Raw genomic sequence first — 25,154 nt, forward strand, 5'->3', positions numbered from 1 at the left:
GGAACCTTGAGGCGTCGCCTCACCGCAAGGAGCCCGCCATGACCCACGCCCCGCTCAAAGAGATCATCGTCACCGTCCCCGCCATGCCCCCGGGGCGGCTCCCGCGTGACGAGACGCTGCTCGCGCCGCAGTTCACGCTGTCGGGCGGCCATGCCCGCGACTCGAGGCGCGGTCGGAGCCACGCCGACGGGGAGAAGGCTCTCGGCGCCGAGACCGCCGTCACCCTGCGCACGGTGGGCCTCATGGTGTGCCTGACGATCGCAGCGCTCCTGGTCGGCCTCCTGGTCGGCGCGATCCAGGTCGCCTTCCTCGTCGGGCGCGCAGGACGTGCGCCGTTGCGCCGCTATCGTCAGTGGAGGTCATCGCGATTCCGCACGGTCTCGCCTCCTCAACCGTGAAAGGCCGCTCGACATGTCCGCAGACGACGTCCGCTCCCAGGTCCAGGCGCTGATGCCTGGCGTGATCGCCGACCTCGAGGAGCTGATCGCGATCCCGTCGATCTCGTTCCCCGGCTACGACCAGGAACCCGTGCTCGCGATGGCGGAGCGGACGCTCGAGAAGTTCCGCGACGCCGGGTTCGCGGACGCCCGCTTCATGGACGTGCCGTCGGGGTATCCCCCCATCTACGGCGAGATCGCCGGGCCGGAGGGTGCGCCGGTCGTGGTGCTGTACGCGCATTACGACGTGCAGCCGGCGATCGAGTCCCAGGGGTGGACGTCGGACCCCTGGACGCCCACCCGCAAGGCCGACGGCCGCATCTACGGCCGCGGCGCATCCGATGACAAGAGCGGCCTGGTCACGCATCTGGGCATGATGCGCGCCTTCGACGGCAGGCCGCCCGTGACGCTGCGCCTGATCCTTGAGGGAATGGAGGAGACGGAGAGCAACCTCGAGGCGTTCGTGGAGGCCCACCCCGAGCTGTTCCGCTGCGACCTGTTCGTCATCTGCGACATGGGCAACATCCGTGTGGGCGATCCGGTGATGACCACCGCGCTCCGCGGCGACGTCTCGTGCATCGTCAAGGTCAGCACGCTCGAGCACCCGCTCCATTCGGGCGTGTTCGGCGGCGCCGCGCCCGACGCGACGATGGCGCTTGCACGCCTCCTGACCACCCTTCAGGACGACGCGGGGGACGTCGCTGTCGAGGGCGTCACCGCCGGGCCGTGGGAAGGCGCCGATCTCAGCGAGGACGACTTCCGAGCCATGGCGGACATGCTCCCCGGCGTGGGCCTCGTCGGCACCGGCACCGTCGCCGACCGCCTGTGGGCCAAGCCGTCCATCAACGCGATCGGGCTCGACACGACGTCGATCGCCGACTCGTCGAACGTGATCCACCCGACCGCGAGCGCGAAGATCTCGATGCGGATCGTCCCTGGCAGCGACCCTAAGAAGGAGCTGGCTGCTCTCGTGGCCCATCTGGAGAGCCACGCGCCGTGGGGTGCACGGGTGGAGGTCACGCCGATGAAGGCGGCCCCGCCGTACCGCGTGCGGACCGACGGTCCCGGCTACGCAGCGGCACGCGAGGCGATGGCGGAGGCATTCGGGAGGCCGTGCGACGAGGCGGGCTCCGGCGGGTCGATCCCCCTGCTCCAGACCCTCGAGGATGCCGCGCCCGGTGCGGAGTTCGTGCTGTGGGGGCCCGAGGACACCGCGCAGGCACGGATCCACGCGTCCGACGAGAGCGTGGACCCTGAGGAGATCGAGCGCATGATCGTGGCGCAGGTGTTGCTGCTCACGAGGCTCGCGCAGGGCTGACCGGGCGCTCCGGGCTCGGGTCCGCCCCGCTCGGTCGCGGTCACCACGCGCCAATTTGGTTGTGATTACAACCGCTTGCTAGGGTGCCGTCACAGATGAACGCTCCCACCCGGAGGAGCGGGCGCGACGCACCCCGGAGGCCCCGTCCATGGCGAAGAAGAACGACACGCGCGACGACCGCAAGGCGGCCATCGCCAACGCGAAGGCCGAGCAGGACAGACGCGAGCGCAAGCGGCGCCTGCTCACCTGGGGCGTCGTCGGCGTCGTCATCGTGGGCCTCGTCGGCGGGGCGGGCGCCATCATCGTCAACGCCGCGCAGCAGAAGGGAACCATCGAGGCGGCCGCCGCGTCACCGATCCCCGGCGTCACCGAGAACCTTGACCAGAGCACCGACCACGTCACCGGGCTGCCTGAGCCCACCGCGACCGCCGGCGGGACCCTCCTGCCGCCCTCCGGCGGGGAGCACGACCCGACATGGCTCAACTGCGGCGTCTACACCGACCCGGTCCCCACCTACAACGCCGTCCACTCGCTCGAGCACGGCGCAGTGTGGGTCACGTACTCCCCGGATCTCGACCCCTCCGAGATCGCGGACCTCAAGTCCGACGTGGCGCCGTACAGCTACACGATCCTGAGCCCCTTCAACGACCTGGCCGCGCCGATCGTGCTCACCGCATGGGGCGAGCAGCTCGAGGTCCAGGACACGAGCGACATCCGCATCCAGGAGTTCCTCGCCAAGTACGTGCTCGGCAGCCAAGCGCCGGAGCCCGGCGGCGAGTGCACCGGCGGCGTGGGTCAGCCCTCCTGAGTCGACCTGCTGACGGAGGACGTCGCCGCCGTCAGCGCGCGACGTCCTCCGGAGCAAGGCTCACCCTACGCAGCAGCTGGGCGTTCGCGGCGACGATGATCGTCGACAGGCTCATCGCGACGGCAGCGATCGCGGGAGGCATCGTCACTCCGATCGGCGCCAGCACACCCGCCGCCACCGGGATCGCGACGACGTTGTAGCCCGTCGCCCAGGCGAGGTTCTGTCTCATCTTCCGATAGGTGGCCCGCGACAGCGCGATCGCGCCCAGCACTCCGCGCGGATCCGACGACGCGAGCACCAGCCCCGCAGCCTCCATCGCCACGTCGGTGCCCGCACCGATCGCGACGCCCACGTCGGCCCGGGCGAGCGCAGGAGCGTCGTTCACGCCGTCGCCCACCATCGCCACGCGGTGACCCTCCGCCTGCAGGTCGCCGACAGCCTGGTCCTTGTCCTCAGGAAGCACCTCCGCGAAGACCTCGTCGATCCCCAGCTCCCCCGCGACCGACTCCGCCACCGCCCTCGAGTCGCCCGTGATGAGCGCGACCGACACGCCACCACGATGCAACGCCTCGACTGTGGCGCGGGACTCGTCGCGGATCGGATCGGCCGTCGTGAAGGCACCCACGACAGCCTGGCCGACGACGACGTACAGCACCGACGCTCCCGCCTGACGCCACTCTGCCGTCGGAACCGCCACAGCCTGAGGCTCGGACACGCCGAGCTCCTCGAGCAGGGCCGGACCTCCGACCGCCACACGGTCGCCGTCCACGGTCGCGGTCACGCCCCTGCCCGGAAGCGTCGACACCTGCGACGCGCGCGGCACCCTCACGTCGGCCTCGTCGGCAGCGGCCATCACCGCTCGACCCACGGGATGCTCCGACTCCGACTCGGCAGCCGCCGCGACGGCCAGCAGCCGCGCCTCGTCCCAGCCGTCGATCACCGTCATGCCCGTCACCCGAGGAGCGCCTTGGGTGAGGGTGCCTGTCTTGTCGAACAGCACTGCGTCGATGAGCCTCATGCTCTCGAGCGCGCCGGCATCCTTGATCAGGATCCCCTGCCGGGCTGCCGTCGACGTGGAGATCGCCACCACCAGCGGGATCGCCAGGCCCAGCGCATGCGGGCACGCCACCACCAGCACCGAGATGGCGCTCACCAGACCCCCGCCCGGGTCGCCCATGACCAGGTGCACCACGAACGTGAGCAACGCCGTGGCGAGCGCGACATAGAAGAGCCAGGCCGCCGCACGATCCGCGAGCCGGCGGGTACCCGAACGCGACTCCTGCGCCTGGCTCACCATGCGCTGGATGCCCGCGAGCGCCGTCGCCTCGCCGACGGCCGTGACCTCGATGCGTAGCGAACCATCCGTCGCGACGGTCCCCGCGACCACCCGGGCGCCCTCGCCGCGGCGCACCGGCTCGGACTCACCGGTGACCATCGACTCGTCAACGGCCGCTTCGCCTGACACGATGCGACCGTCCGCCGGCACGCGACCGCCGGGACGCACGATGACCGCATCGCCCTCCGCGAGGTCGCTCACGGGCACGCGCTCGGTCAGCTCGCCCACGACGCGGTCGGCATCATCCGGGAGGAGCTGCGCGAGCGCCTGGAGCGCGCCCTGGGCCTGACCGACCGCCTTCATCTCCTGCCAATGGCCCAGCAGCATCACCACGATCAGCGCCGCCAGCTCCCACCAGAAGTCGAGGTCCGCCACGCCGAACGTGGTCGCGAGCGACGCGCAGAAGGCCACGGTGATCGCGAGCGAGATGAGCGTCATCATCCCGGGCGAGCGCGCCGTGATCTCATCCCGCCACGCCATCGTCAGGAACGGCCGACCGCCCCAGACGAAGATCACCGTGCCGAGGATCGGCGGGATCCACCCGCTGAGCGGAAGGTCGTAGCCGAACCAGCCCTCGACGGTGGTCGAGGACGCGATCACCGGGACCGCCAGCATGAGGTTCCACCAGAAGTAGCGCCGGAACATCTCGACGTGGCCGGCGTGATCGGCGTGGCCGGCGTGGTCGGTGTGGCCGCCGTGGTTGGTGTGACCGGCGTGGCCCTCGTGGTCCGGCATGGCGTGGCCGGCGTGCGCGTGCTGCTCAGCGTCGTGCTGCATCGGAACCTCCTGGTGGGGACAACACCACCACGGTAGAGATTCCATCCCACTGGAAGGTCAAGGCGTACGCTCGTGGAGACGCGCCGGGACCTGGACCCGGACGCTGCGGAGGACACGGCCGACACACGACAGGAGGCGCCCGCCATGGCGCGGATCACCCGCTTCGACCACATCGGCATCACGGTCGCCGATCTGGATCGCGTCGCATCGTTCCTTGTGAGCCTCGGGCTCGAGGTGGACGGTCGCACCGACGTCGAGGGCGAGTTCATCGACACCGTCACCGGCATCCCCGGCTCGCGCTCGGAGATCCTCATGCTGCGCGTGCCGGGCGGCGGCACTGCCGTCGAGCTGTCGCGATTCGCCAGTCCGCAGGCGCTGCCGGGAGACCCGACGGCGATGGCGAACGTCCTCGGCATGCGGAGCATCGCGTTCGAGGTCGACGATCTCCAAGAGATCGTCGCACGCGTCACCGCAGAGGGCTTCACGCTGGACGGCGGCATAGGCCGATACGAGGATCGCTGGCTGATGGCCTACGTGCGCGGACCTGAGGGGCTCATCGTCGCGCTCGCCGAACGTCTCGCTTGAACCTACCGGCCCGCCAGTTTCCCGAACCCGCGTGGGAGCGTGAACGACCACCCGGCGGCGAGCCGCTCGTCGATCACCCGCAGGAGCGCTGCGACCGTGCCGGACCGCTCCCCGCCGCCGTCATGGACCAGCACGATCTCGCCCGGACGGATGGCCCGGCGCAGCCTCGTCGCGAGCACCTCGGGGTCCTGCTCCACCCAATCCTCGATCGTGTTGACGACCGCAAGCGGCTGCATGCCCAGCTCGACGGCCACCGCCGCCGTCACACCCCATGAGCCGTTCGGCGCGCGCCAGAACGGCACCGGCACGTCGTCGCCGACCGCCTGGTGGATGGACTGAAGGTTGTCGAGCATGTCTGCGCGGACCGCGTCGGCGTCCCACCGTCCCATGTCCGCGAACGAGGTGCTGTGGTTGCACAGGAGGTGCCCGTCGGACACGGTCCGCAGCAGCAGGTCCTCTCCCCCGGGAGCCTGGATCTGCTCGCCGATCACCGCGAACACCGCGCGGATGTCGCGGGCTGCGAGGCCGTCGAGCAGCCGCTCGGTGTCCGCGCCATGGGGGCCGTCATCCACGGTGAGGGCGCAGACGAGCCCCTCGCCTTCAGCGAAGGCGAGGGGCTCGACGGACAACTGAGGCACCGGCGTCACTCACTTACCCGCTGGAAGCGGCGAACGCCCGGAACCGGCACTGGTCCACCCGCTTCAGGAGGTCAGCCCTCCACTCCCGCACGCTGCAGGATGATCTCCCGCACGCGACCGGCATCCGCCTGACCCCGCGTGGCCTTCATCACCGCGCCGACGATCGCTCCAGCGGCCTGCACCTTGCCGTCCTGGATCTTCGCGAGCACGTCGGGCTGGGCGGCGAGCGCCTCGTCCACGGCCTTCTCGAGCGCGGAGTCGTCGGACACGATCTCAAGCCCGCGCGCCTCGACCACCGCTGTCGGCGAGCCCTCGCCCGCGAGCACGCCCGCGAGCGCCTGACGCGCCAGCTTGTCGTTGATGCGGCCAGAGTCGACGAGTGACTGGAGCTCCGCGACGTCTGCCGGCGTGACCGCCAGCTCCTCGAGCGAGACACCCTGGTCGTTGGCCACACGGGCGAGCTCGCCCATCCACCACTTTCGGGCGGCCTGCGGCGTCGCGCCGGCCCCCACCGTGGCGAGCAGCGCGGGGATCGCGTCCGCGGCGACGACGTCGCGCATCTCCAGGTCGGAGAATCCCCACTCGTCCTTGAGACGTGCGCGCTGCTTGGCGGGGTGCTCGGGGATGGTGCCCCGCAGCTCCTCGACCCACTCGCGCGACGGCTCGACGGGCAGCAGGTCGGGCTCCGGGAAGTACCGGTAGTCCTCTGCCTCCTCCTTGGAACGGCCCGGCGTGGTCGCGTTCGTGTCCTCGTGCCAGTGACGGGTCTCCTGGACGACAGGCTTGCCGTCGGACAGCAGCGCGGCCTGGCGTCCGGCCTCGAAGTGGATGGCGCGCTCGATGGCGCGCAGCGAGTTCACGTTCTTCGTCTCGGAGCGCTTGCCGAACGGCACCGCGGACTGGTCCTCACCGGCCTGAGCCTTGGGGCGCAGCGACAGGTTCACGTCGGCACGCACCGAGCCCTGGTCCATGCGACCGTCGGAGATGCCGAGGGCGCGGACGATGTCACGGATCGTCGCCACGTAGGCGCGCGCAACCTCCGCGGTCCGGGAGCCCATGCCCTCGATCGGCTTGGTGACGATCTCCACGAGCGGCACGCCGCCGCGGTTGTAGTCGACCAACGAGTGGTCGGCACCCTGGATGCCGCCGGAGCCACCCACGTGGGTGTTCTTGCCGGCGTCCTCCTCCATGTGCGCACGCTCGATGCCGATCTCCACGACCGTGCCGTCGTCCAGGACCACCTCGAGCGAGCCCTCGTAGCAGGTCGGCTCGTCGTACTGCGAGATCTGGTAGTCCTTCGCGAGGTCCGGGTAGAAGTAGTTCTTCCGGGCGAAGCGGCTGGACTCGCGGATGGAGCAGCCGAGCGCCAGACCCAGACGGATCGCCGACTCGACGGCCTTCTCGTTCGTCACCGGCATGGAGCCGGGAAGCCCCAGGCAGACCGGGCAGACCTGCGTGTTGGGCTCCGCGCCGAACTCGTTGGCGCAACCGCAGAACATCTTGGTCTTTGTGTTGAGCTCCACGTGGACCTCGATGCCGAACACCGGGTCGAAGTCCTCCATGGCCTCGTCGTAGCTCAGGTTCTCGACGCTCACTGCGCCACCTCCAGCTCGGGGGCCTGCGCGGTCAAGGCGCCACCCCACTCCTCGGTCAACGACGCCTCGAGGGCGGCGCCGACGCGGTACAGGCGGGCGTCCTCGTGCGCGGGCGCGAGGATCTGGAAGCCGACGGGCAGGCCATCCTCAGGCGCGACGCCCGACGGGAGCGACATGCCAGGGATGCCGGCGAGGTTCGCGGGGATCGTGGCGACGTCGTTGAGGTACATGGCCAGCGGGTCGTCGATGCGCTCGCCGAGCTTGAACGGCGTGGTGGGCGTGGTCGGCGAGACCAGCACGTCCGCCTGCTCGAACGCGGCCGCGAAGTCGCGCTGGATGAGCGTGCGGACCTTCTGCGCCGAGCCGTAGTACGCGTCGTAGTAGCCGGCGGAGAGGGCATAGGTGCCCAGGATGATGCGGCGCTTCACCTCGTCGCCGAAGCCGGCGGCGCGCGTGGCGAGCATCGTCTTCTCCACCGTCTCCTTCTCCACCCGCAGGCCGAAGCGCACCGAGTCGAACTTGGCGAGGTTCGACGACGCCTCCGACGGGAGGATCAGGTAGTAGGCGGCGAGCGCGTACTCGAACGACGGGCATGAGACCTCGACGATCTCCGCCCCCATCGCCTTGAGGCGCTCAAGCGACTCCTCGAAGCGCTGCTTCACCCCAGCCTGGTAGCCCTCGCCACCGTCGTCGGATGAACCGGAGAGCTCCTTGATGACACCCACCTTCACTCCGGTGAGGTCCTTCGTGGCGCCCTGGAGCGCCGCGTCGACGCACGCCGGGACGGGCTCGTCGAGGCTGGTCGCGTCCTTCTCGTCGTGGCCGCCCATGACCTCATGCAGCATGGCCGTGTCGAGCACGGTGCGACCGCACGGGCCGAGCTGGTCGAGCGACGAGGCGAGCGCGATAGCGCCGTAGCGGGACACGCCGCCATAGGTGGGCTTCACGCCCACCGTGCCGGTGACCGACGCCGGCTGGCGGATGGAGCCGCCCGTGTCCGAGCCGATGGCGAGCGGGGCCTCGAACGCGGCGAGCGCAGCGGCCGAGCCGCCGCCCGAGCCGCCAGGGATGCGGTCCAGGTCCCACGGGTTGTGGGTGGGGCCGTAGCCGGAGTGCTCCGTGGACGAGCCCATGGCGAACTCGTCCATGTTGGTCTTGCCCAGGATCGGCATGCGCGCGGCCTTGAGGTTCGCGGACACCGTCGAGTCGTACGGCGGGATCCAGCCTTCGAGGATCCGTGAGCCTGCGGTGGTCGGCAGTCCCTCGGTGACGAGCACGTCCTTCACGGCAACAGGCACGCCGGCCAGCGCGGGCAACTCGACGCCTGCGGCGCGGTCCTCGTCCACCTTGCGGGCGGTCTCGAGCGCACCCTCCGGGTCCAGGTGCAGGAACGCGTGCACCGGGCCGTCGACGGCGGCGATGCGGTCCAGGTGCGCCTGCGTGAGCTCGACGCTCGTCACCTCGCCGGCCTTCAGGGCGGCCGCCATCTCCGCGGCGGTCGCGCGGGTCCAATCCACTGTGCTCGACTTCACCGTGCTCGAATCCATCGCGCTCATGCCTCCTCCCCCAGGATCTGCGGGACGCGGAAGCGGCCCTCCTCCGCCTCGGGGGCGGCGGCGAGCGCGCGGTCCTGCGCGAGCGAGGGCCTCACCTCGTCGGGCCGGTGCACGTTGGACATCGGGATGGGGTGGGAGGTGGCCGGCACATCGGTGCCTGCGACCTCGGCGACCTTGGCCACGGCGTCGACGATGGCGGACAGCTGACCCGACAAGCGGTCCAGGTCGTCGTCCGTCATGTCGATGCGCGCGAGCGCGGCCAGCCGCGCCACGTCGGAGCGATCGAGGGATGACATGGCCGCCAGTCTAGTGGCGCGCGGCGACCCCGTGGAGGCCCACCACGGCGTCCACCGGCACCAGCGTCAGGGCTCCCAGGAGTACCCGAGCAGCCGCACGCCCGTGTGCAGGCCCGGCACGTCGTCCTCCATGAGGTCGGCATGCTCGGGGGTGAGCGGACCTGAGGACTCCGGGTCGGCGAGCCAGTCCAGGTCCTGCCGACGCGCGAACCCCATCGCCTCGTAGAGCCGGTGCGCCGCATGCATGGTCTCCATGGTGGACAGCACCACCCTCGTGGCACCGCTGGCGACCGCCATGTCAAGTGCCGCACGGGTGAGCTCCCGGCCGATGCCCCGGCCGCGCTCAAGCGGCGACACGGCGAGCATCCGCAGCTCGAACTCCCCGTCCCGCGCCAGCTCGGTGAACCGGCTGCCCGGCGGCACCAACGTCACGGTGCCCACTGCGGCGCCCTCGCCACGCTCCCCGTCGGAGAGCATCAGGAGGATCGCGTCCTCGGCCCGGGTCTGCGCGTCCCGGAGCTGCGGGATGTACGGGTGCGACTGGTCGACAAGTCCGTCGGACAGGTACGCGAGCGCAGTGAGCGCGCCGATCTCTGCCAGGCGTGAGGTCTCGTCAGGTGCGACGGCGCGGACCGAGAAGGTCATAGGCGCCTCCCTCCGGGGTGTGTGAGGCGTGGGGGCTTCGTTGCCTGCCGCCAGTGTACGGAAGGGCCGAGCTCACGTCCTGATGTCCTCGCGCGCGTCGTCCCGCAGGCCCCGCGTGGTGCCTGCGTGACGCCCGCGCGGTGCCTGGGTGACGCTCGCGTGGTGCCCCGACCGTCGCTACGCGTTGTCGACGGATTCGCCGCCTCGCCGCGAGCGACGGCGCTTGGTCTCGGTCGCGAGCTCTTCGACTGCCGCCTCCGCGGCAGCCTCATCGATGAGCGCCGCAGCGGGAACTCCTGCCGTACCGGCCGAGGGCGAGGGTGAGGGCGAAGCCGCCGCAGTGGAGGGTTGTGCATCCGCGAGCGGTTCCGGATCCGCGACCGGTGCGGCGTCTGCCGCCGACGCGGCCGTCCGCGCCGCCTCAGCCGCGCGCCGTCCGTGAGGCACGCGCAGCGGCTCGACCACGGGCAGGAACACGTCGTCGGGGTCGATCTCATCCGACTGCGGGTCGAAGTGGGGCAGGTCGATCGCCGGCCCCTGCTCCTCCAGGTCCTCCTGGTCCTGCTGCTGAGCGGCCTCGTCCGACGGCACGGCGTCGGTCTCTGCGAGCGCCGCCGCCTCTGCCTCCTGAGCCGCACGCGCGAGCTCGGTCATCGCGACGGCCGTCGAGTCCTCGCCCGCACGCGTGGGCACCACGTCTGCGAGGGGCTCCGCCACCGTGGCCGGCGGCAGCACCGCAGTCTCAGGCTCAGCCTCACTCGCGGACTCGGACTCGGGCTCGGACTCGGACTCGGACTCGGACTCGGACCCAGCCTCATGCGCGGACTCGGCCGGGCCCTCCGTCTCGGCGGCGACTGCGGCGCTGGCCGCGGACCCCTCCCCCGCCTGCGCCGGCTCCTCAGCCACCGTGTATCGGCGCAGGAAGTACCCGATCACCAGGCCCAGGACGAAGGCGAGGAGGAGCCACAACCAGGCCTCGCGGAGAGCAGCAACCATGATCGTCATCCTTCCGTGATCGTGATCTCGACGCGGCGGTTCTGCGCACGGCCGTCCTCCGTCGCGTTGGACGCGACCGGGGACTGCTCGGCGTGACCTGTCGCCTCGAGGATGGAGCCGGGGACTCCGGCGCCCACAAGGTAGTCCTTCACGTTCTGCGCCCGCTGATCGGTGAGCACCTGGTTCTCCTCCTCGGTGCCCACCGAGTCGCTGTATCCGTCCACGTGCACCCTGATGCCGGGGTGCGACTCGAGGGTGTCGACGATGCCGTTCGCGATGTCGTCGAGCTGCGCCTTCGCCGCGTCGGTGAGATCGGCGGAGAAGGCGTCGAACAGCACGGGCTCGAACGTGGGGATCGGCACTGTCGTCTCCGTCGGCGTGGCCGACGCAGTGGCCGACACGCTCGCGGACGGCGTCGGTGCGGCCGAGGCGCTCGCGGACGGCGTGGTGCTCGGCGAAGGCCTCGGGGACGGGGTGGGTGCCAGCGACTCGTCGGCGGAGTACTCGACCTGCTCGACCAGGTCGATGCCGCTGATCGCCGCCCTGGCCGCGGCCTCGTCAGCCGCGGGGCCGCGCATCACGACATCTCGGTAGTCGACCGAGTCCACGACGATGCGCGTCAGACCCGCGTCGTCGAGCGCCGTCCTCACCTGCGCGGTCGTGGCCGACGAGACTGACGCTGAGAAGCCGAAGGTGACAGCCGTGAGTGTGAGCACCACGCCCAGCACGAGGAGCCACCAGCGGATGGGACCCGCGACGTACCCGCGGCCCGGATTCCGGCCGTCCTCCCTCATCGTCACCCTCCTGACGTGCGTGCGGGCCCGTGGGACACCCTCTGCGTCACTTACATTAACCCGGCCGCCACCCGCGCTGCCACGCGCCACGTCGACGCGACAAGGACCGGTTCGACGACCAACGCGACCTGCGACCGCGAGCGCCGATGCACGCCGGCTACGTGGGGAGCTCGCCCGCGAGCAGCGCCACGAACTGCGCCTCCGTGAGCGTGGCGACTCCGAGTTCCTCCGCCTTCGCCGCCTTGGAGCCCGCGTTGGCGCCGATCACCACGTAGTCGGTGCGCTTGGACACCGACGCTGCCGCCTTCCCTCCTCGGGAGATGATCGCGTCCTTGACCCCGTCGCGGGTGAATCCCTCAAGCGAGCCGGTGGCGACGATCGTGATGCCGGCGAGGGTCTGGGGGATGCTCTCGTCCCGCTCCTCCGCCATCCGCACTCCCGCAGCGGTCCACTGGTCGACGATGTCACGGTGCCAGTCGACCTGGAACCAGTCGATGACCGACTCCGCGATGATCGACCCCACGCCTTCGACCGCGGCAAGGCTCTCCTCCGACGCCGCGCGAATCGCGTCCATCGAACCGAATGCCGTCGCGAGCGCCCGGCTCGCGACCGGGCCCACGTGGCGGATGTTCAGCGACACGAGGACCCGCCAGAGCTCCTTGGACTTGGCGCGCTCCAGCTCATCCAGCAGCGTGACGGCCTGCGCCGACGGGACGATCCGGCGGTGACTCTTCGTGATGCCCGCCTCCCGTCGCTCCGAGGCTGACAGATCCTCCGTGCCGGGCGGGTACACAAGCTCCACCTTCTGGAACGGCGCTCGTACCCGGATCTCGCCGGACTCGTCCTCCTTGGGCAGCCCCGTGTCCGCATCGCGGACCACGACCTCCACGGGAAGCAGGTCGTCGAGCGAGAGATCGAACAGTCCGGCCTCGGTGGCCAGCGGCGGCCGCTCGGGCCGGAGCGGCTGGGTGAGCGCGGCAGCGGTGACCTCACCGAGCGCCTCGACGTCGAGACCGCCTCGGGAGCCGATGTGCTCCACACGCCCGCGCACCTGCGCGGGGCAGGACCGCGCATTCGGGCAACGCAGGTCGGCGTCCCCCTCCTTCATCGCGCGCAGCGCGGTGCCGCACTCGGGACAGTCGGCAGGCATCACGAAGTCCGTGCGCGCGTAGCCGTCATCTGCGAGCGCCGCGACCGGTCCGACGATCTCGGGGATCACGTCGCCTGCCTTGCGCAGCACCACCACGTCCCCGATCCGCACACCCTTCGCACGCACCACATCCTGGTTGTGAAGTGTCGCCTGGCGCACCGTGCTGCCAGCCACCTTCACCGGCTCCATCACCGCGTACGGCGTCGCCCGTCCAGTTCTCCCCACACCGATCCTGATGTCCACCAGACGCGTGTGGACCTCCTCAGGCGGGAACTTGTAGGCGAGCGCCCAGCGAGGCGCCCTGCTCGTCGAGCCGAGCTCAGCCTGCACGGCGCGGTCGTCCACCTTCAGCACGGCGCCGTCGATCTCGTGAACGAGCCGGTGGCGGTTCTTCTCCAGATCCGCCAGCGCGGCGGCGATCGCCTCCGCGCCATCGAGCACGGTGGCATGGTCCGTGATGGGCATGCCCCAATCCGCGAGCACCTCGTAGATGCCGAACTGCGCCGCGAGCCGCCTGTCCGGCTCCACGCCGCCCCACTCGAGCGCGCCCAGGGCGTATGTGGTGAGCGCCAGCGCCCTCGTCGCCGTGACCGCAGGGTCCTTCTGTCGCAGAGAGCCCGCGGCGGTGTTGCGCGGGTTCGCATAGGGATCCTTGCCCTCCGCGAGCAGCCGCTCGTTGAGCCGCTCGAACTCCTGCACCGGCATGTACACCTCGCCGCGGATCTCGACGAGCGCGGGGATCGGGGCGCCGCCCTGCTCGGGCCCGCGCAGCGTGGTCGGGATCCCCGCGATGGTGCGCACGTTCGCCGTGACGTCCTCGCCCGTCGTCCCGTCGCCGCGCGTGACGCCCCGCACCAGGAGCCCGTCCTCATAGGTGAGCGACAGTGACAGGCCGTCGATCTTGGGCTCGCAGACGATGCGCTGATCACCCGCCTCCTTGCTTACGCGCGCAAGCCACTCCTCAACATCTGCCAGGGAGAACGCGTTGTCCAGACTCATCATCCGCTCACGATGCCTGACCTTCGTGAAGCCCGTGTCAGCCCCCGCGCTCCCCACCGTCTGCGTGGGCGAGTCCGGCTCGACCAGCTCCGGGTGCAGCGCCTCGAGCGCACGCAGCTCCCGTTCGAGCGCGTCGTACTCGGCGTCGGATATCGTCGGCGCATCGTCACCGTAGTACCGCGCGCGGTGCTCCTCGATCTGCTGCACGAGCTCCACGTGGCGGGACCTGGCTCGGGTGGCATCAGCGATGGCGTCGTTCACAGGAGACATTCCATCACGGAGCACCGACACAGACGCGGCACCGCAGCGACGCGCGGGTAGCCTGGCCGTGCGGCCGCCGGGTCGCCTGGAGGGAGGGATCAGCCATGGCTGGACTGACGCTCATCGAGGGCGCCCATGTCGTCACCGTCGATGCGGCGGGCACCGAGCACGCACCGGGCCACCTGGCGATCCGCGACGGTCGGATCACCGCCGTCGGCGCCGGGCCCGCCCCCTCCGACATGCGCGATGCCGCCGCACGCCGCTATGACGGCTCGGGCATGCTCCTGACCCCCGGACTGGTGAACACGCATCACCACCTCTACCAATGGCTCACCCGCGGCTGGGCGCAGGACGCGATCCTCTTCGACTGGCTCGTGGCGCTGTACCCGACGTGGGCCCGCATCACCGCAGACACGGTCGGCGCGGGCGCGGCGGGAGCCATGGCCGCTCTCGCGAGGTCAGGGTGCACCACCGTCGGCGACCACCATTACATCTTCCCGCGCGGCTCCGGCGACATCCTCGGTGCGATCGCGCACGAGGCGAGCGATCTCGGGCTCCGGCTTCACCTCACACGCGGCTCGATGGACCTCGGCGCGAGCGACGGTGGACTCCCCCCGGACTTCGCCGTGGAGTCCACGGACGCGGCGTTGCGGGCGTCCGAGGACGCAGTCCTGCAGCTCCACGACCGCTCCTTCGACTCGATGGTCAGAGTGGCCATCGCACCGTGCTCGCCGTTCTCCGTCACCACCGACCTCCTCCGCGAGTCCGCTCCCCTGGCCCGCAGCCTCGACGTGCGCCTGCACACACACGGCTCCGAGACGGTCGAGGAGGATGCCTTCTGCCGCGCACGCTTCGGCATGGGCCCCACCGAGTACCTCGAGTCGGTCGGCTGGCTCGGCCCTGACGTCTGGATGGCGCACTGCGTCCACCTCTCCGACGCCGACATCGCGAAGTTCGCCGCCACCGGCACCGGAGTCGCGCATTGCCCCTCCTCCAACGCCCGGCTCGCCGCCGGGATCGCCCCCGTGCGATCCATGCTCGACGCGGGCGTCGCCGTGGGTCTCGGCGTGGACGGCGCGGCATCGAACGAGGACGGCACGCTGGGCTCCGAGATCAGGCAGGCCGCGCTCGTCGCACGTCTGCGCGACGGCGCGACCGCCATGCCGGGTCGCGATGCGCTGCGCATGGCGACGATGGGCGGTGCGCGCGTGCTCGGACGCGAGAACGAGATCGGATCGCTCGAGGTGGGCAAGCTCGCCGACATCGTCGCGTGGGATCTCACGGCGGTGGAGCATGCGGGGATCGCGGATCCGCTCGCGGCGCTCACCCTCGGCTCGCTTCCCACGGTGCGCCTCATGCTCGTGCATGGTGAGGAGGTCGTCGTGGACGGCAGGCTGACTCGCGCCGATGAAGTCGCCATCAGCCGACGCGTCGCGCACGCCGCGCTCCAGCTCGCGCAGGGCTGAGCGCGCCACGCTCCAGCTCGCGCGCGTGGCTGAGCGCGCGGCGCCCCAGCTTGCGCGCCGGGTCGGCAAGCATGCGCGACTGACTCCGACGTCTCAGGCGATCACCACACGGCTCACACATCGACAATCGTGCCGGCCACGTAGCCGCACGACCTTCCCAGATCGACAATCATGACGGCTGGGCCCTGCGGAGCTCCCGCGCCGACCAAGGCACCGACCTCACTCCGCAGCGGTTGCTGCGGTGCGCACATCGGTTCGCTCGCAAGTGTTGTTGCGGTGCGCACATCGGTTCGCTCGCAGCGCCGCCCGTCACGAATGTCGATCCACGACGATCCGAACTGTCGCTGCCGTCACGAATGTCGATCTGGCCGAGAGGGGGCGCAGCGACGCCGCGCGCACCCTCGCGCTCGCGCGCACGCTCGCGCAAGGCTGAGGCGAAAGGCTCGGGACGCAGACAGGCGGTCCCGCACCGACATCGCCGCGCGCGACCCGCACCTGCCGCCGGACCCGCACCACCCGACCACACGCGCGTCGACGACACTGGGGACTCGCTCCGGCGCGGCGCTCAGCCCGTCAGCCGACCGACTGCTGCTTGACCGCGAGCAGCCGTGCGGGACCACCGTCGGTCCACCAACGGTGCACCACACCGCCTGCGTAGTACGCGGCATCACCGCTGCGGAGCACGCGGACCTGGCCGTCGAGCTCGAGGTGCAGGGTGCCCTCGAGCACGGTCACCCACTCGTCCTCCGCGTGCGTGAACGCCTCGCCGTGGTCGGACCGCGTGCACTCGATCGCCATCGGCAGGAACGGCCGCGCCCCGTGCGCAAGCGGCAACGCACGGTCCTGCGCGAAGTCGGACACCTGCTCGAGGTGCGCGGTCGCACGGTGCACCTCGACCGGAGGGGCTGCCGCTCCCCCCGCGCCAGGCTCCGACGCGGCCATGAGCTCCACGGGACTCGTCTCGAGGGCCACCGCGATGCGTCGCAAGGAAGGCAGCGAGAAGTTGGCCAACCCACGCTCCACCTGGCTCAGGAACGGGTGCGACAGCCCGGTCGCCTCGGCCAGCTGCACCAGCGTGAGCCCGCGCGCTCGCCGCAGCTCCCGCACGTGGGCGCCCAAGCGCGCGCCCGCTGCCTCGCTGTCGGTACCGGGGAGTGCGCCGACCATCGGCTCAGATGCGCCTGGTCGGGTGCATGCCCATGCGGGCGAGCACGGTGTTCTCGAGGATCGCCACGAGGTTGTACAGCACCAAGGACACGAGCGTCACGACCACGACGGAGGCCCACAGCTCGTTGAACTTGGCGGAGGTCGAGTAGCCGTTGATGACGCCGCCGATGCCTGAGCCGGTCGCGAGCCATTCGGCGAGCAGCGCGCCTGTGATGGCACCCGGGACCGACACCCGCACCGCGGCGAAGAACGCCGGGAGGGAGGACGGGAGCGCGACCTTGGTGAGCTGCTTGAGCGGCCCGCCGCCGTACACCTGCACCACCTCGAGCGTCTGCTCGGAGGCCTGCTGGAGACCGAACGCGATGTTCACCAATGCGGGGAAGAGCACGACGATGCCGCCCATGACGGCGACGGTCAGGAACTCTCGCCCGAAGATCATGATGATGATCGGTGCGAATGCGACGAGCGGCACGGACCGGAGCAGCAGCGCGATCGGCATCATGGCGTGCTCGAAGCCGCGCGAGAGGCGGAACCCGATCGCGCCGAGCAGCGCGAGCAGCAGGCCCGCCGAGAAGCCGACGGCGGCATCGCCGAGCGTCACCGCCAGGTTGCCGAGGATCTCGGCCCGGTTGTCGGCGGCGTCGTCGACGGTGAAGAAGAAGTTCCAGACGTCGGCAGGCCCCTTGGCCACATAAGGCGAGATGTCGGTGGTCCACAGCACGATCTGCCAGAGCAGCGCCACGCCCACGAGCGTGAGCAGGAAGGTCAGCAGCGAGACGCCGAGCGCCTTGAGGGTCGCAGCGCGCGCCTGGCGGCGGACGACGGATGCGTGGTCGACCGGAGGCGGTCCGACCGTGGTCGTGAGCGTGCTCATGCCGCTGCTCCCTTCGACCAGGGCGTGGCGAGCCGGGTGAGCATCCCGACGGCCAAGTAGAGCACCAGTGCGACGGCGCCCGAGGCGAGCGCGATGCCCCACACGCGCGGCGCGTTGAGCGACTGCTGGGCGATCACCATGGCCACGCCGATGCCCGTCTCCACCTTTCCGAAGTACTCGCCCAGCACCGCGCCCAGGAATGCTGCGGGGACGGCGATCTGGAGCGCCGTGAGGACGGCGGGAAGCGCGGCGACGAAGCGCACCTTGCGCAGCTGGGTCCACCCGTTGCCGCCGTACACGGAGACGACGTCGAGCGACGCCTTGTCAGCCGCATGGAGGCCGAGCAACGAGCCCACGACCGTGGTGAAGAACACGCTGAGCGCCGCCATGAACACGGCGGTGCCGGACGGCTCCCCCTTCGACGGGACGTCGAGGATGATCACGGCAAGCGGGCCGATCGCGACGATCGGCACGCAGTAGGTGATGACGGCGAGCTGGGAGACGACCCCTTCAAGCCTCGGGATCACCATCACCAGGCCGGAGAGCACGAGGGCGAGCCCGTTGCCCCACAGGTAGCCGAGCGATGCCTCCTTGAGGGTCACAGAGAAATGGGTCCAGTAGAACGAGAGTCCGTCCTCGGAGTACCCCTGGAGCACCTGCCACGGCGTCGGGATCGCGTGCGTCCCCCCGGGGCCGACCACGGTCAGGGCAAGGATCGTCCACACGACGATGAGCCCGGCCGCGCTGATGCTGGCGGTCGCCCACGCGGGAAGACGGCGTCCCATCAGTCGTCCTCGAGCGCGACACCGCCTGCGCCGAACAGCAGCTCCGACGCCCTGTCCACGTACGCGTGGAACTCGGGGCTCCGTTGGATCTCCGGGGTGCGAGGCCGCGGCAGGTCGATCTCCATGACCTCCTTGATGCGTCCAGGCCGTGGGCTCATGACCGCCACCTGGTCGGCGAGGAAGATCGCCTCCGTGATGCCGTGCGTGACGAGCAGGGTGGTGGCCGGCTTCGCGGCGAGGATGCGCATGAGCTCGAGGTTGAGCCGCTGACGCGTCATGTCGTCGAGCGCGCCGAACGGCTCGTCGAGCAGCAGCACGGAGGGCTTGAGCACGAGCGCCCGCGCGATCGAGACGCGTTGGCGCATGCCACCTGACAGCTGTGCCGGCTTGGCCTTCTCGAAGCCCTTGAGCCCGACGAGCTCGATGAGCTCGACGATGTAGTCGTGGTCCACGGGCTTGCCCGCGACCTCGAAGGGAAGCTTGATGTTGTTGTAGACCGAGCGCCATGGCAGCAGCGCGGAGTCCTGGAACGCGATGCCCAGCTCGTTGTACGCACGCAGGTCCGCGGGCGTGCGTCCGTCGACGCGGGTGGTGCCGCTGGTCGGCTCCTCCAGTCCCGCGAGGATGCGCAGGATGGTGGACTTGCCGCACCCGGACGGCCCGAGCAGCGCCAGGAACGAGCCCTGGTCGGTGTGGAGCGTGGCGTCCTGGAGCGCGGTGACGGTCTTGCCGCGGGTGTGGAAGACCTTGGTGAGATCGGATATCTGCAGGCCGGTGCCCGGGGCGGACTCGCCCCGGGCACCGGTGGTGTCGACGTTGGTCACGTCAATGATCCTTGCAGATCAGCCTGCGTAGGCGATGAGCTCGGGGTGCTCGGCGTAGACCTCGTCGAGCAGGCTCATGTCGAACAGGTCCGAGGCGTCGATCGTGATGCCTGCACCGGCGAGGGACGCGATGGTCTCCGCCTGGAGCGAGTCGGAGATCGTGAAGAGGCCGTTGGCGGCGGTCTCGTCGGAGACGACGAGGTCCTCTGCCTGGACCGTGGCGCCCTCGGCGGACACGGTCGGGTCGAGGCCCAGGTCGGAGCCGTAGGTCTCGACGGCGAGCTTCGAGCCGCCCTCGGGGTCGTTGACCGCGTCGGTCCAGCCCTTGATCTCCGCGACCAGGAACGCCTTGAGCGCCTCGCGGTTGTTGGCGATCGCGTCGTCGGTCACGGTGACCGTCTCGGCGACGAACGGCAGGCCGTTGTCGGCGAAGGGCAGGTTGGTGACGTCGATGCCCTGCGCCTGGACCACGAGCGACTCGTTGGTCAGGTAGGCGACGAAGCCGTCGACCTCACCGTTGACGAGCACGGAGGGGTCGTACTGCACGGGGACGATCGTGACGTCGTCCGTGGTGAGGCCGTTGGCCGCGAGCAGCGCCTCGAACAGCGAGGTGTTGGAGTCCTGGACGCCGATCTTCTTGCCGACCATGTCCTGGACGGTGGCGATGTTCGCGCCGTCCTTGAGGGAGAGGATCGTGAAGGGGTTCTTCTGGTAGGTCGCGCCGATGATCTTCAGCGGGGCGCCTTCGGAGGCGACGGCGGAGCCGATGGAGACCGCGTCGGACAGCGCGACGTCGGCGCTGCCGGACAGGAGCTCGGCGGCACCGGTCGACGGCCCGGGGACCAGGTCGACCGAGGAGAAGCCGGCCTCGGTGTAGTAGCCCTTCGAGTCGGCGAAGAACTCGCCGGAGAACTCCTCGTTCTTGATCCACGACAGCTGCACGGTGAGGTCACCGTAGTCGGCCATCGCGTCGGACGAGGCGGAGGTGGATGCGGTGGAGGACGACGCTGGGGTGTCCGTGCCGGACGAGCACGCGGCGAGCGTGAGCGCGGCGACGGCGGCCGCCGCGACGGCGGCGGTGCGCTTGAAGCTGAAGGACATGTGTTCTCTCTCCCTGTAATGGCGTGCCTCCGCGGGCGGGGGCAGTCCGATGCCGCGTGCGAGTGTAGGCGATGGCCAGGCCCCCACTTCGCGGCTGGACGGTGGTCCCAGTGGTGGCTCAGCGTCAACCTAGGCACTGTAGATTTCATCAACACGCGCGGTTGTGTTTCATCCCTGTTAAATCGCGACGCCGAGACACAATCGTGACATCAGGGGTGCTTGACTGACCTCCCGTGCCCCGTCCGAGGATCGTCCGCATCGGACCCCGCGACGCGGCCCTCACGACTGTCGACACGTCAGCGAAGGAGGGGCGATGGACCTCACCGCAGTGACCCGCTACCGGCGCGCCACCACCCGTGCCGACCTGCTGCTCGCACCGGGCGAGCGCGTGCTGGCTGGCGGTACCTGGCTCTTCTCGGAGCCGAACCGTGACGTCACGGGACTGGTCGACATCATGTCGATGCCGTGGCAGCCGCTCGAGGTGACCGACGCCGGCCTGCGCATCGGCGCCACGTGCACGATCGCACGCCTTCTCGCCGAGCCCCAGGTCGCCGGCTGGTCCGCGCAGCCTCTGTTCGGGGACGCGGCGAACGCGCTGCTCGCCAGCTTCAAGATCTGGAACGAGGCCACCGTCGTCGGCAACGTCTGCCGTGCGTTCGCCGCCGCAGCGATGCTCGCCGCCTGCGCGACGCTCGATGCGACGGCGGAGATCTGGGGCGCGGACGGCAACACCCGTCACGTCCCGGTCGCCTCGCTCCCCACCGGGAACGGCACGAACACGTTGCAGCCCGGCGACGTGATCCGCGCGATCGACGTCCCTGCGCGCGCACTCCGGGGACGCACCTCGCTGCGGAAGATCGCGCTCGCTGAGCTAGGGCGCTCGGGCGCCGTCGTCACCGGCCGCAGGGATCCGGACGACGCGATCACCGTCGTCGTCACCGCTGCCACGCTCACACCGCACGTGGTGTCCTTCCCGGTGCCGCCGGCGGCCGAGCGGCTGACGGAGGCGGTACGCGCCGCCACCGACTTCTACACAGACGCCCTCGGGACCGCCGACTGGCGCCGGCACGTGGCAGGGGTGCTGGCCACGCGCGTGCTCGAGGACCTCATGGAGGCCCACGCATGAGGATCGACGTGGACGGCACCCCGCTCGACGGCGATCCCGCACCGGGCCAGAGCCTCCGCACCTACCTGCGCGAGCTCGGCGCCACAGAGGTGAAGAAGGGGTGCGACGCGGGCGACTGCGGCGCCTGCACCGTGCTCGTCGACGGTCGGCCGGTGCACTCGTGCCTGTACCCCGCGGTGCGGGCAGATGGACGCGTCGTCACCACCGCAGGGGGCCTCGCCCCCGGTGACGAGCTCTCCCCCGTCCAGCGCGAGTTCGCGGACCGCTTCGCGTTCCAGTGCGGCTTCTGCACCCCGGGGATGGTGGTCACGGCGTCATCCTTGACGGTGGACGACCTGCCCGACCTGGACCGTCGGCTCAAGGGCTCCCTGTGCCGCTGCACCGGCTACCGCCCGATCCGGGAGGCCGTCGAGCACGCAGTGCGCGGAGGCTGCGGCGGTGCGTGCGACGGAGCATGCGGCTCCGCACCTGCCGACGCGGCCGCCCCGAGCGAGCCCGGCGCGGCCGTGGGACGTTCGGCGCGGCCGCCCGCGGCGACGCGCGTGGTCCAAGGCCGCGAGCCGTACACGTTCGACGAGGTGCCGGACGGCACGCTGCATCTGCGCGTGCTGGGGTCTCCTCATGCGCACGCGCGGATCGTGTCGATCGACACCTCGACCGCTCTCGCCATGAACGGCGTCCACGCCGTCCTGACGCACGAGGATGCGCCCACGACACGGTTCTCCTCCGCACGCCACGAGAACCGGATGGACGACCCCCGCGACACCCGCATCCTGGACGACGTGGTCCGGTTCAAGGGCCAGCGCGTCGCCGCGGTGGTGGCGGACTCACCGGCGATCGCGGACGCCGCGCTCGACGCGATCACGGTCGACTACCAGGTGCTTCCCGCGGTCTTCGATCCCGATGAGGCACGCTCGGGGACTGCCCCGGTGATCCACCCTGACCGCACGCCTGACGACGGCGTGCTGGACGCCTCCCGCAACCTCATCGCCTCGTGGAAGGGCGGGTACGGCGACGTGGACGCGGGTCTCGCCGATGCCGCGGCGGTGGCCACCGGCACGTGGTCCAACGGCCGCGTGAGCCACGCGCAGCTGGAGACTCACGGCTCGATCGGGTGGATCGACGACCTCGGAAGGCTCACGCTCCGTACCAGCTCGCAGGTGCCGTTCCTGGTGCGCGACGAGCTCGCCGTCGTGCTCGGCCGCTCGCCTGAGTCTGTGCGCGTCTTCACCGCACGCGTGGGCGGAGGCTTCGGCGGCAAGCAGGAGATCTTCACCGAGGACATCGTGGCGCTCGCGGTCCTGCGGACGGGACGTCCCGTCGCCTACGAGATGACCCGGACCGAGGAGTTCGTGCGCACCGCCACGCGCCACCCGTTCCGCGTCACCGCGACGCTCGGAGCCGACGCCTCAGGGCTTCTCACCGCGATGGACATCCAGGTGCTGAGCAACACGGGCGCCTACGGCAACCACGCGATCGGAGTGATGTTCCACGGCTGCGCCGAGTCGCTCGAGGCCTACCGGTCGCCCGCCAAGCGGCTCGACGCCGAGGTCGTCTACACCAACACGACGCCGGCGGGCGCCTTCCGTGGCTACGGCCTGGGTCAGGTGATCTTCGCTGTCGAGTCGGCGATCGACGAGCTCGCGATCCAGCTGGGGATCGACCCTTTCGAGATGCGGCGCCGCAACTCGGTCAAGGAAGGCGACATGCTCGGCGTGACCGAGCGCAAGCACCAGGACGGGCTGATCTTCGGCTCGTACGGGCTGGACCAGTGCCTCGACCTTGCGGACGCGGCCCTCAGGAGGGGCAACGGTGTCGAGGCCCCCGACGGGTGGAGCGTCGGCGAGGGCATGGCTCTGAGCATGATCGCGACGATCCCTCCGCGAGGACATCGCGCCACGGCGTCCGTCACGGCGAGGCCCGACGGCACGTTCCTCGTCGCTGCCGGCACCGCCGAGTTCGGCAACGGCACCCACACGGTCCTCGCGCAGATCGCCGCGGAGGCGCTCGGCGTGCAGGTCGGGTCGGTGTCGCTGCGCACGTCCGACACGGATGCCACCACGTACGACACGGGGGCGTTCGGATCCACGGGCATCACGGTGGCCGGCAAGGCGGTCCACGCAGCGGCGATCGCCCTGCGGTCGCGGTTGGATGCTGGCGAGCCCGTCCCGCCCGACGGCCTCGTCGGGGAGGGCTCCACCGACGGGATGATCCGCTCGCTCGCGTTCAACGTGCAGGCGTTCCGCGTGGCGGTGGACCTCGAGACCGGAGCCGTCAGGATCCTGCAGTCGATCCAGGCGGCCGACGCCGGGGTCGTCCTCAACCCCGCGCAATGCCGGGGCCAGGTGGAGGGCGGCGTCGCCCAGGGCATCGGCACAGCGCTGTACGAGGAGGTGCAGATCGGCGACGACGGAGCCCCGACCAACCCGGCCTTCCGTGTCTACCGGGTCCCGCAGATCGCCGACGTGCCGGTGACCGAGGTGTACTTCGCCGAGACGTCCGATGAGCTGGGCCCGTTCGGGGCGAAGTCGATGTCCGAGTCGCCGTACAACCCCGTCGCGCCTGCCCTGGCGAACGCGATCCGGCGCGCGGTGGGAGCGAGGCCTTACCAGCTGCCGATGACGAGGGACCGCGTCTGGCGGCTGGCGCAGACGTCGGGGCGCGTCAATGGATAGGGCCGCGAAGCTCGCTCAGCGGCCTCCCGCTCGCGCCCGTGCGATCGCGCAGGATCTCCGCGACGATCGCGACCGCGGTCTCGGCGGGGCTCGACCCGCCCAGGTCCAGCCCGATCGGCGAACGCAGACGCGCCAGCTCCGCGTCGGTGGCGCCGGCTTCACGAAGCAGGCTCACGCGGCGCTGATGCGTGCGACGGGACCCCATGGCGCCCACGTACGCGGCTTGGGATCGCAGCGCGATCTGCAGCGTGGGGATGTCGAAGCGCTCCTCATGCGTCAGGACGCAGATGGCATCCTGCGGGCCCAGGTCCACACCCCCGAGGTACCGATCGGGCCACATGGCCACCACGTCGTCGGCCTGTGGGAACCGCGCGCGCGTGGCGAAGACAGGGCGCGCGTCCACCACGGTGACGAGGTAGCCGAGCGCCTTCGCTGCCGACGCCAGCGCACCCGAGAAGTCCACGGCGCCGACGATCACCATGCGCCTGGCCCGCTCCCTTACCAGGTGGAACGGCTGGTCCGCTCTCTCGGGATGCCGCGGCAGGTGCACCTCGACGCGCTCGGCAGGATCCAGCGACTCGCGCAGTGCCTGCACCATGGACTCGTCCTCGGCGGACAGGCGGAACGCGACGACGCCCAGCGACCCGCCGCACGACAGGCCCGCTGCGTACAGGTCGCCCTCACCGCCCAGATCCACGTCCACGAGCCCACCGTCGGAGAGCACCCGGGTCGCCAGCTCGTACGCCTCGCCCTCCACGCAGCCGCCCGAGATGGAGCCGATCGCCCGGCCATCCGCAGCGACCGCCATCGCGGAGCCGACCGCGCGGGGCGCCGAGCCGTGCACCGCAGTCACCACGACCACGCCGAGCGGGGCGCCCGCCTCCAGCTCGACGAGCATCTCGCGGGCGATCTCGAACACGCGCACCTCCGGGACTGGGAACTGGG

22 protein-coding genes are annotated in these 25,154 nt (G+C 70.7%); 7 read left to right on the forward strand and 15 right to left on the reverse strand.

Annotated elements, in window-relative coordinates:
* The first annotated feature begins 38 nt into the window (after window positions 1-38).
* From RN607_RS09900 to RN607_RS09910, 3 genes are all read left to right on the forward strand, one after another.
* Window positions 39-398, forward strand: coding sequence for a hypothetical protein (locus RN607_RS09900; RefSeq protein WP_313542330.1), 360 nt, complete (start codon window positions 39-41; stop codon window positions 396-398).
* 13 nt (window positions 399-411) lie between these two features.
* Window positions 412-1,755, forward strand: a complete 1,344-nt coding sequence (locus RN607_RS09905) for a M20/M25/M40 family metallo-hydrolase (protein ID WP_313542331.1) — start codon at window positions 412-414, stop codon at window positions 1,753-1,755.
* A 148-nt stretch (window positions 1,756-1,903) separates the two neighbouring features.
* The gene (locus RN607_RS09910; protein WP_313542333.1) at window positions 1,904-2,563 is read left to right on the forward strand and encodes a thioredoxin-like domain-containing protein; all 660 of its coding nucleotides are present in this window, start codon (window positions 1,904-1,906) and stop codon (window positions 2,561-2,563) included.
* Window positions 2,564-2,594: 31 nt separating this feature from the next.
* Here the strand turns inward: RN607_RS09910 and RN607_RS09915 are convergent, their stop codons facing one another.
* On the reverse strand, window positions 2,595-4,676 hold the full coding sequence (locus RN607_RS09915) for a heavy metal translocating P-type ATPase (RefSeq protein ID WP_313542335.1): 2,082 nt from the start codon (window positions 4,674-4,676) through the stop codon (window positions 2,595-2,597).
* 72 nt (window positions 4,677-4,748) lie between these two features.
* Between RN607_RS09915 and RN607_RS09920 the strand changes: the two genes are divergently transcribed.
* Window positions 4,749-5,261: a VOC family protein gene (locus tag RN607_RS09920; RefSeq protein WP_313542337.1), complete on the forward strand. Its 513-nt coding sequence runs from the start codon at window positions 4,749-4,751 to the stop codon at window positions 5,259-5,261.
* 2 nt (window positions 5,262-5,263) lie between these two features.
* On the opposite strand, the gene RN607_RS09925 is transcribed toward RN607_RS09920, so the two are convergent.
* The 8 genes from RN607_RS09925 to ligA form a co-directional block, all read right to left on the reverse strand.
* Window positions 5,264-5,899: a polysaccharide deacetylase family protein gene (locus tag RN607_RS09925; RefSeq protein WP_313496775.1), complete on the reverse strand. Its 636-nt coding sequence runs from the start codon at window positions 5,897-5,899 to the stop codon at window positions 5,264-5,266.
* A 71-nt stretch (window positions 5,900-5,970) separates the two neighbouring features.
* A complete protein-coding gene (gatB, locus tag RN607_RS09930; protein WP_313545421.1) occupies window positions 5,971-7,461 on the reverse strand; it encodes an Asp-tRNA(Asn)/Glu-tRNA(Gln) amidotransferase subunit GatB in 1,491 nt (496 codons plus the stop codon).
* A gap of 29 nt (window positions 7,462-7,490) precedes the next feature.
* The gene (gene gatA, locus RN607_RS09935; protein ID WP_313496776.1) at window positions 7,491-9,050 is read right to left on the reverse strand and encodes an Asp-tRNA(Asn)/Glu-tRNA(Gln) amidotransferase subunit GatA; all 1,560 of its coding nucleotides are present in this window, start codon (window positions 9,048-9,050) and stop codon (window positions 7,491-7,493) included.
* Entirely contained in the window at window positions 9,047-9,346 is a 300-nt protein-coding gene (gatC, locus tag RN607_RS09940) for an Asp-tRNA(Asn)/Glu-tRNA(Gln) amidotransferase subunit GatC (RefSeq protein ID WP_313496778.1), read from the reverse strand. The genes gatA and gatC overlap by 4 nt, the downstream gene beginning before the upstream one ends.
* Before the next feature lie 66 nt (window positions 9,347-9,412).
* Entirely contained in the window at window positions 9,413-9,991 is a 579-nt protein-coding gene (locus RN607_RS09945; protein ID WP_313496780.1) for a GNAT family N-acetyltransferase, read from the reverse strand.
* 177 nt (window positions 9,992-10,168) lie between these two features.
* Window positions 10,169-10,987, reverse strand: a complete 819-nt coding sequence (locus tag RN607_RS09950; RefSeq protein ID WP_313542339.1) for a hypothetical protein — start codon at window positions 10,985-10,987, stop codon at window positions 10,169-10,171.
* A gap of 5 nt (window positions 10,988-10,992) precedes the next feature.
* The gene (locus RN607_RS09955) at window positions 10,993-11,781 is read right to left on the reverse strand and encodes an OmpA family protein (RefSeq protein ID WP_313542342.1); all 789 of its coding nucleotides are present in this window, start codon (window positions 11,779-11,781) and stop codon (window positions 10,993-10,995) included.
* A 157-nt stretch (window positions 11,782-11,938) separates the two neighbouring features.
* Window positions 11,939-14,191 (reverse strand): NAD-dependent DNA ligase LigA, encoded by a 2,253-nt coding sequence (gene ligA, locus RN607_RS09960; protein WP_313542344.1) that lies wholly within the window; start codon window positions 14,189-14,191, stop codon window positions 11,939-11,941.
* A 104-nt stretch (window positions 14,192-14,295) separates the two neighbouring features.
* Here ligA and RN607_RS09965 point away from each other — a divergent pair, with 104 nt between their 5' ends.
* Window positions 14,296-15,657, forward strand: coding sequence for an 8-oxoguanine deaminase (locus RN607_RS09965; RefSeq protein ID WP_313542346.1), 1,362 nt, complete (start codon window positions 14,296-14,298; stop codon window positions 15,655-15,657).
* Window positions 15,658-16,230: 573 nt separating this feature from the next.
* Here the strand turns inward: RN607_RS09965 and RN607_RS09970 are convergent.
* From RN607_RS09970 to RN607_RS09990, 5 genes are read right to left on the reverse strand one after another with little or no spacing between them, the layout of a single operon-like run.
* Window positions 16,231-16,824, reverse strand: coding sequence for a helix-turn-helix domain-containing protein (locus RN607_RS09970; RefSeq protein WP_313496787.1), 594 nt, complete (start codon window positions 16,822-16,824; stop codon window positions 16,231-16,233).
* Between the two features lie 4 nt (window positions 16,825-16,828).
* Window positions 16,829-17,698, reverse strand: a complete 870-nt coding sequence (locus RN607_RS09975) for an ABC transporter permease (RefSeq protein WP_313496789.1) — start codon at window positions 17,696-17,698, stop codon at window positions 16,829-16,831.
* Window positions 17,695-18,483 (reverse strand): ABC transporter permease, encoded by a 789-nt coding sequence (locus RN607_RS09980; protein WP_313496791.1) that lies wholly within the window; start codon window positions 18,481-18,483, stop codon window positions 17,695-17,697. Before RN607_RS09980 ends, RN607_RS09975 begins: the two co-directional genes overlap by 4 nt.
* The gene (locus RN607_RS09985) at window positions 18,483-19,307 is read right to left on the reverse strand and encodes an ABC transporter ATP-binding protein (protein WP_313496793.1); all 825 of its coding nucleotides are present in this window, start codon (window positions 19,305-19,307) and stop codon (window positions 18,483-18,485) included. The genes RN607_RS09980 and RN607_RS09985 overlap by 1 nt, the downstream gene beginning before the upstream one ends.
* Before the next feature lie 18 nt (window positions 19,308-19,325).
* Window positions 19,326-20,408 carry an ABC transporter substrate-binding protein gene (locus tag RN607_RS09990; protein ID WP_313542348.1) on the reverse strand — a complete coding sequence of 361 codons (1,083 nt, stop codon included), beginning with the start codon at window positions 20,406-20,408 and terminating at the stop codon, window positions 19,326-19,328.
* A 313-nt stretch (window positions 20,409-20,721) separates the two neighbouring features.
* On the opposite strand from RN607_RS09990, the gene RN607_RS09995 reads away from it, so the two are divergent.
* Complete coding sequence (locus RN607_RS09995) at window positions 20,722-21,534, forward strand: FAD binding domain-containing protein (protein ID WP_313542350.1); 813 nt, start codon at window positions 20,722-20,724, stop codon at window positions 21,532-21,534.
* A complete protein-coding gene (locus tag RN607_RS10000; protein ID WP_313542352.1) occupies window positions 21,531-24,209 on the forward strand; it encodes a molybdopterin-dependent oxidoreductase in 2,679 nt (892 codons plus the stop codon). The genes RN607_RS09995 and RN607_RS10000 overlap by 4 nt, the downstream gene beginning before the upstream one ends.
* Here RN607_RS10000 and RN607_RS10005 read toward each other — a convergent pair.
* Window positions 24,199-25,128, reverse strand: coding sequence for an XdhC family protein (locus tag RN607_RS10005; protein WP_313542354.1), 930 nt, complete (start codon window positions 25,126-25,128; stop codon window positions 24,199-24,201). The two genes, RN607_RS10000 and RN607_RS10005, sit on opposite strands and share 11 nt — an antisense overlap.
* Between the last annotated feature and the right edge of the window lie 26 nt (window positions 25,129-25,154).

The sequence above is a fragment of the Demequina capsici genome (assembly GCF_032102965.1).
GTDB classification, from domain to species: domain Bacteria; phylum Actinomycetota; class Actinomycetes; order Actinomycetales; family Demequinaceae; genus Demequina; species Demequina capsici.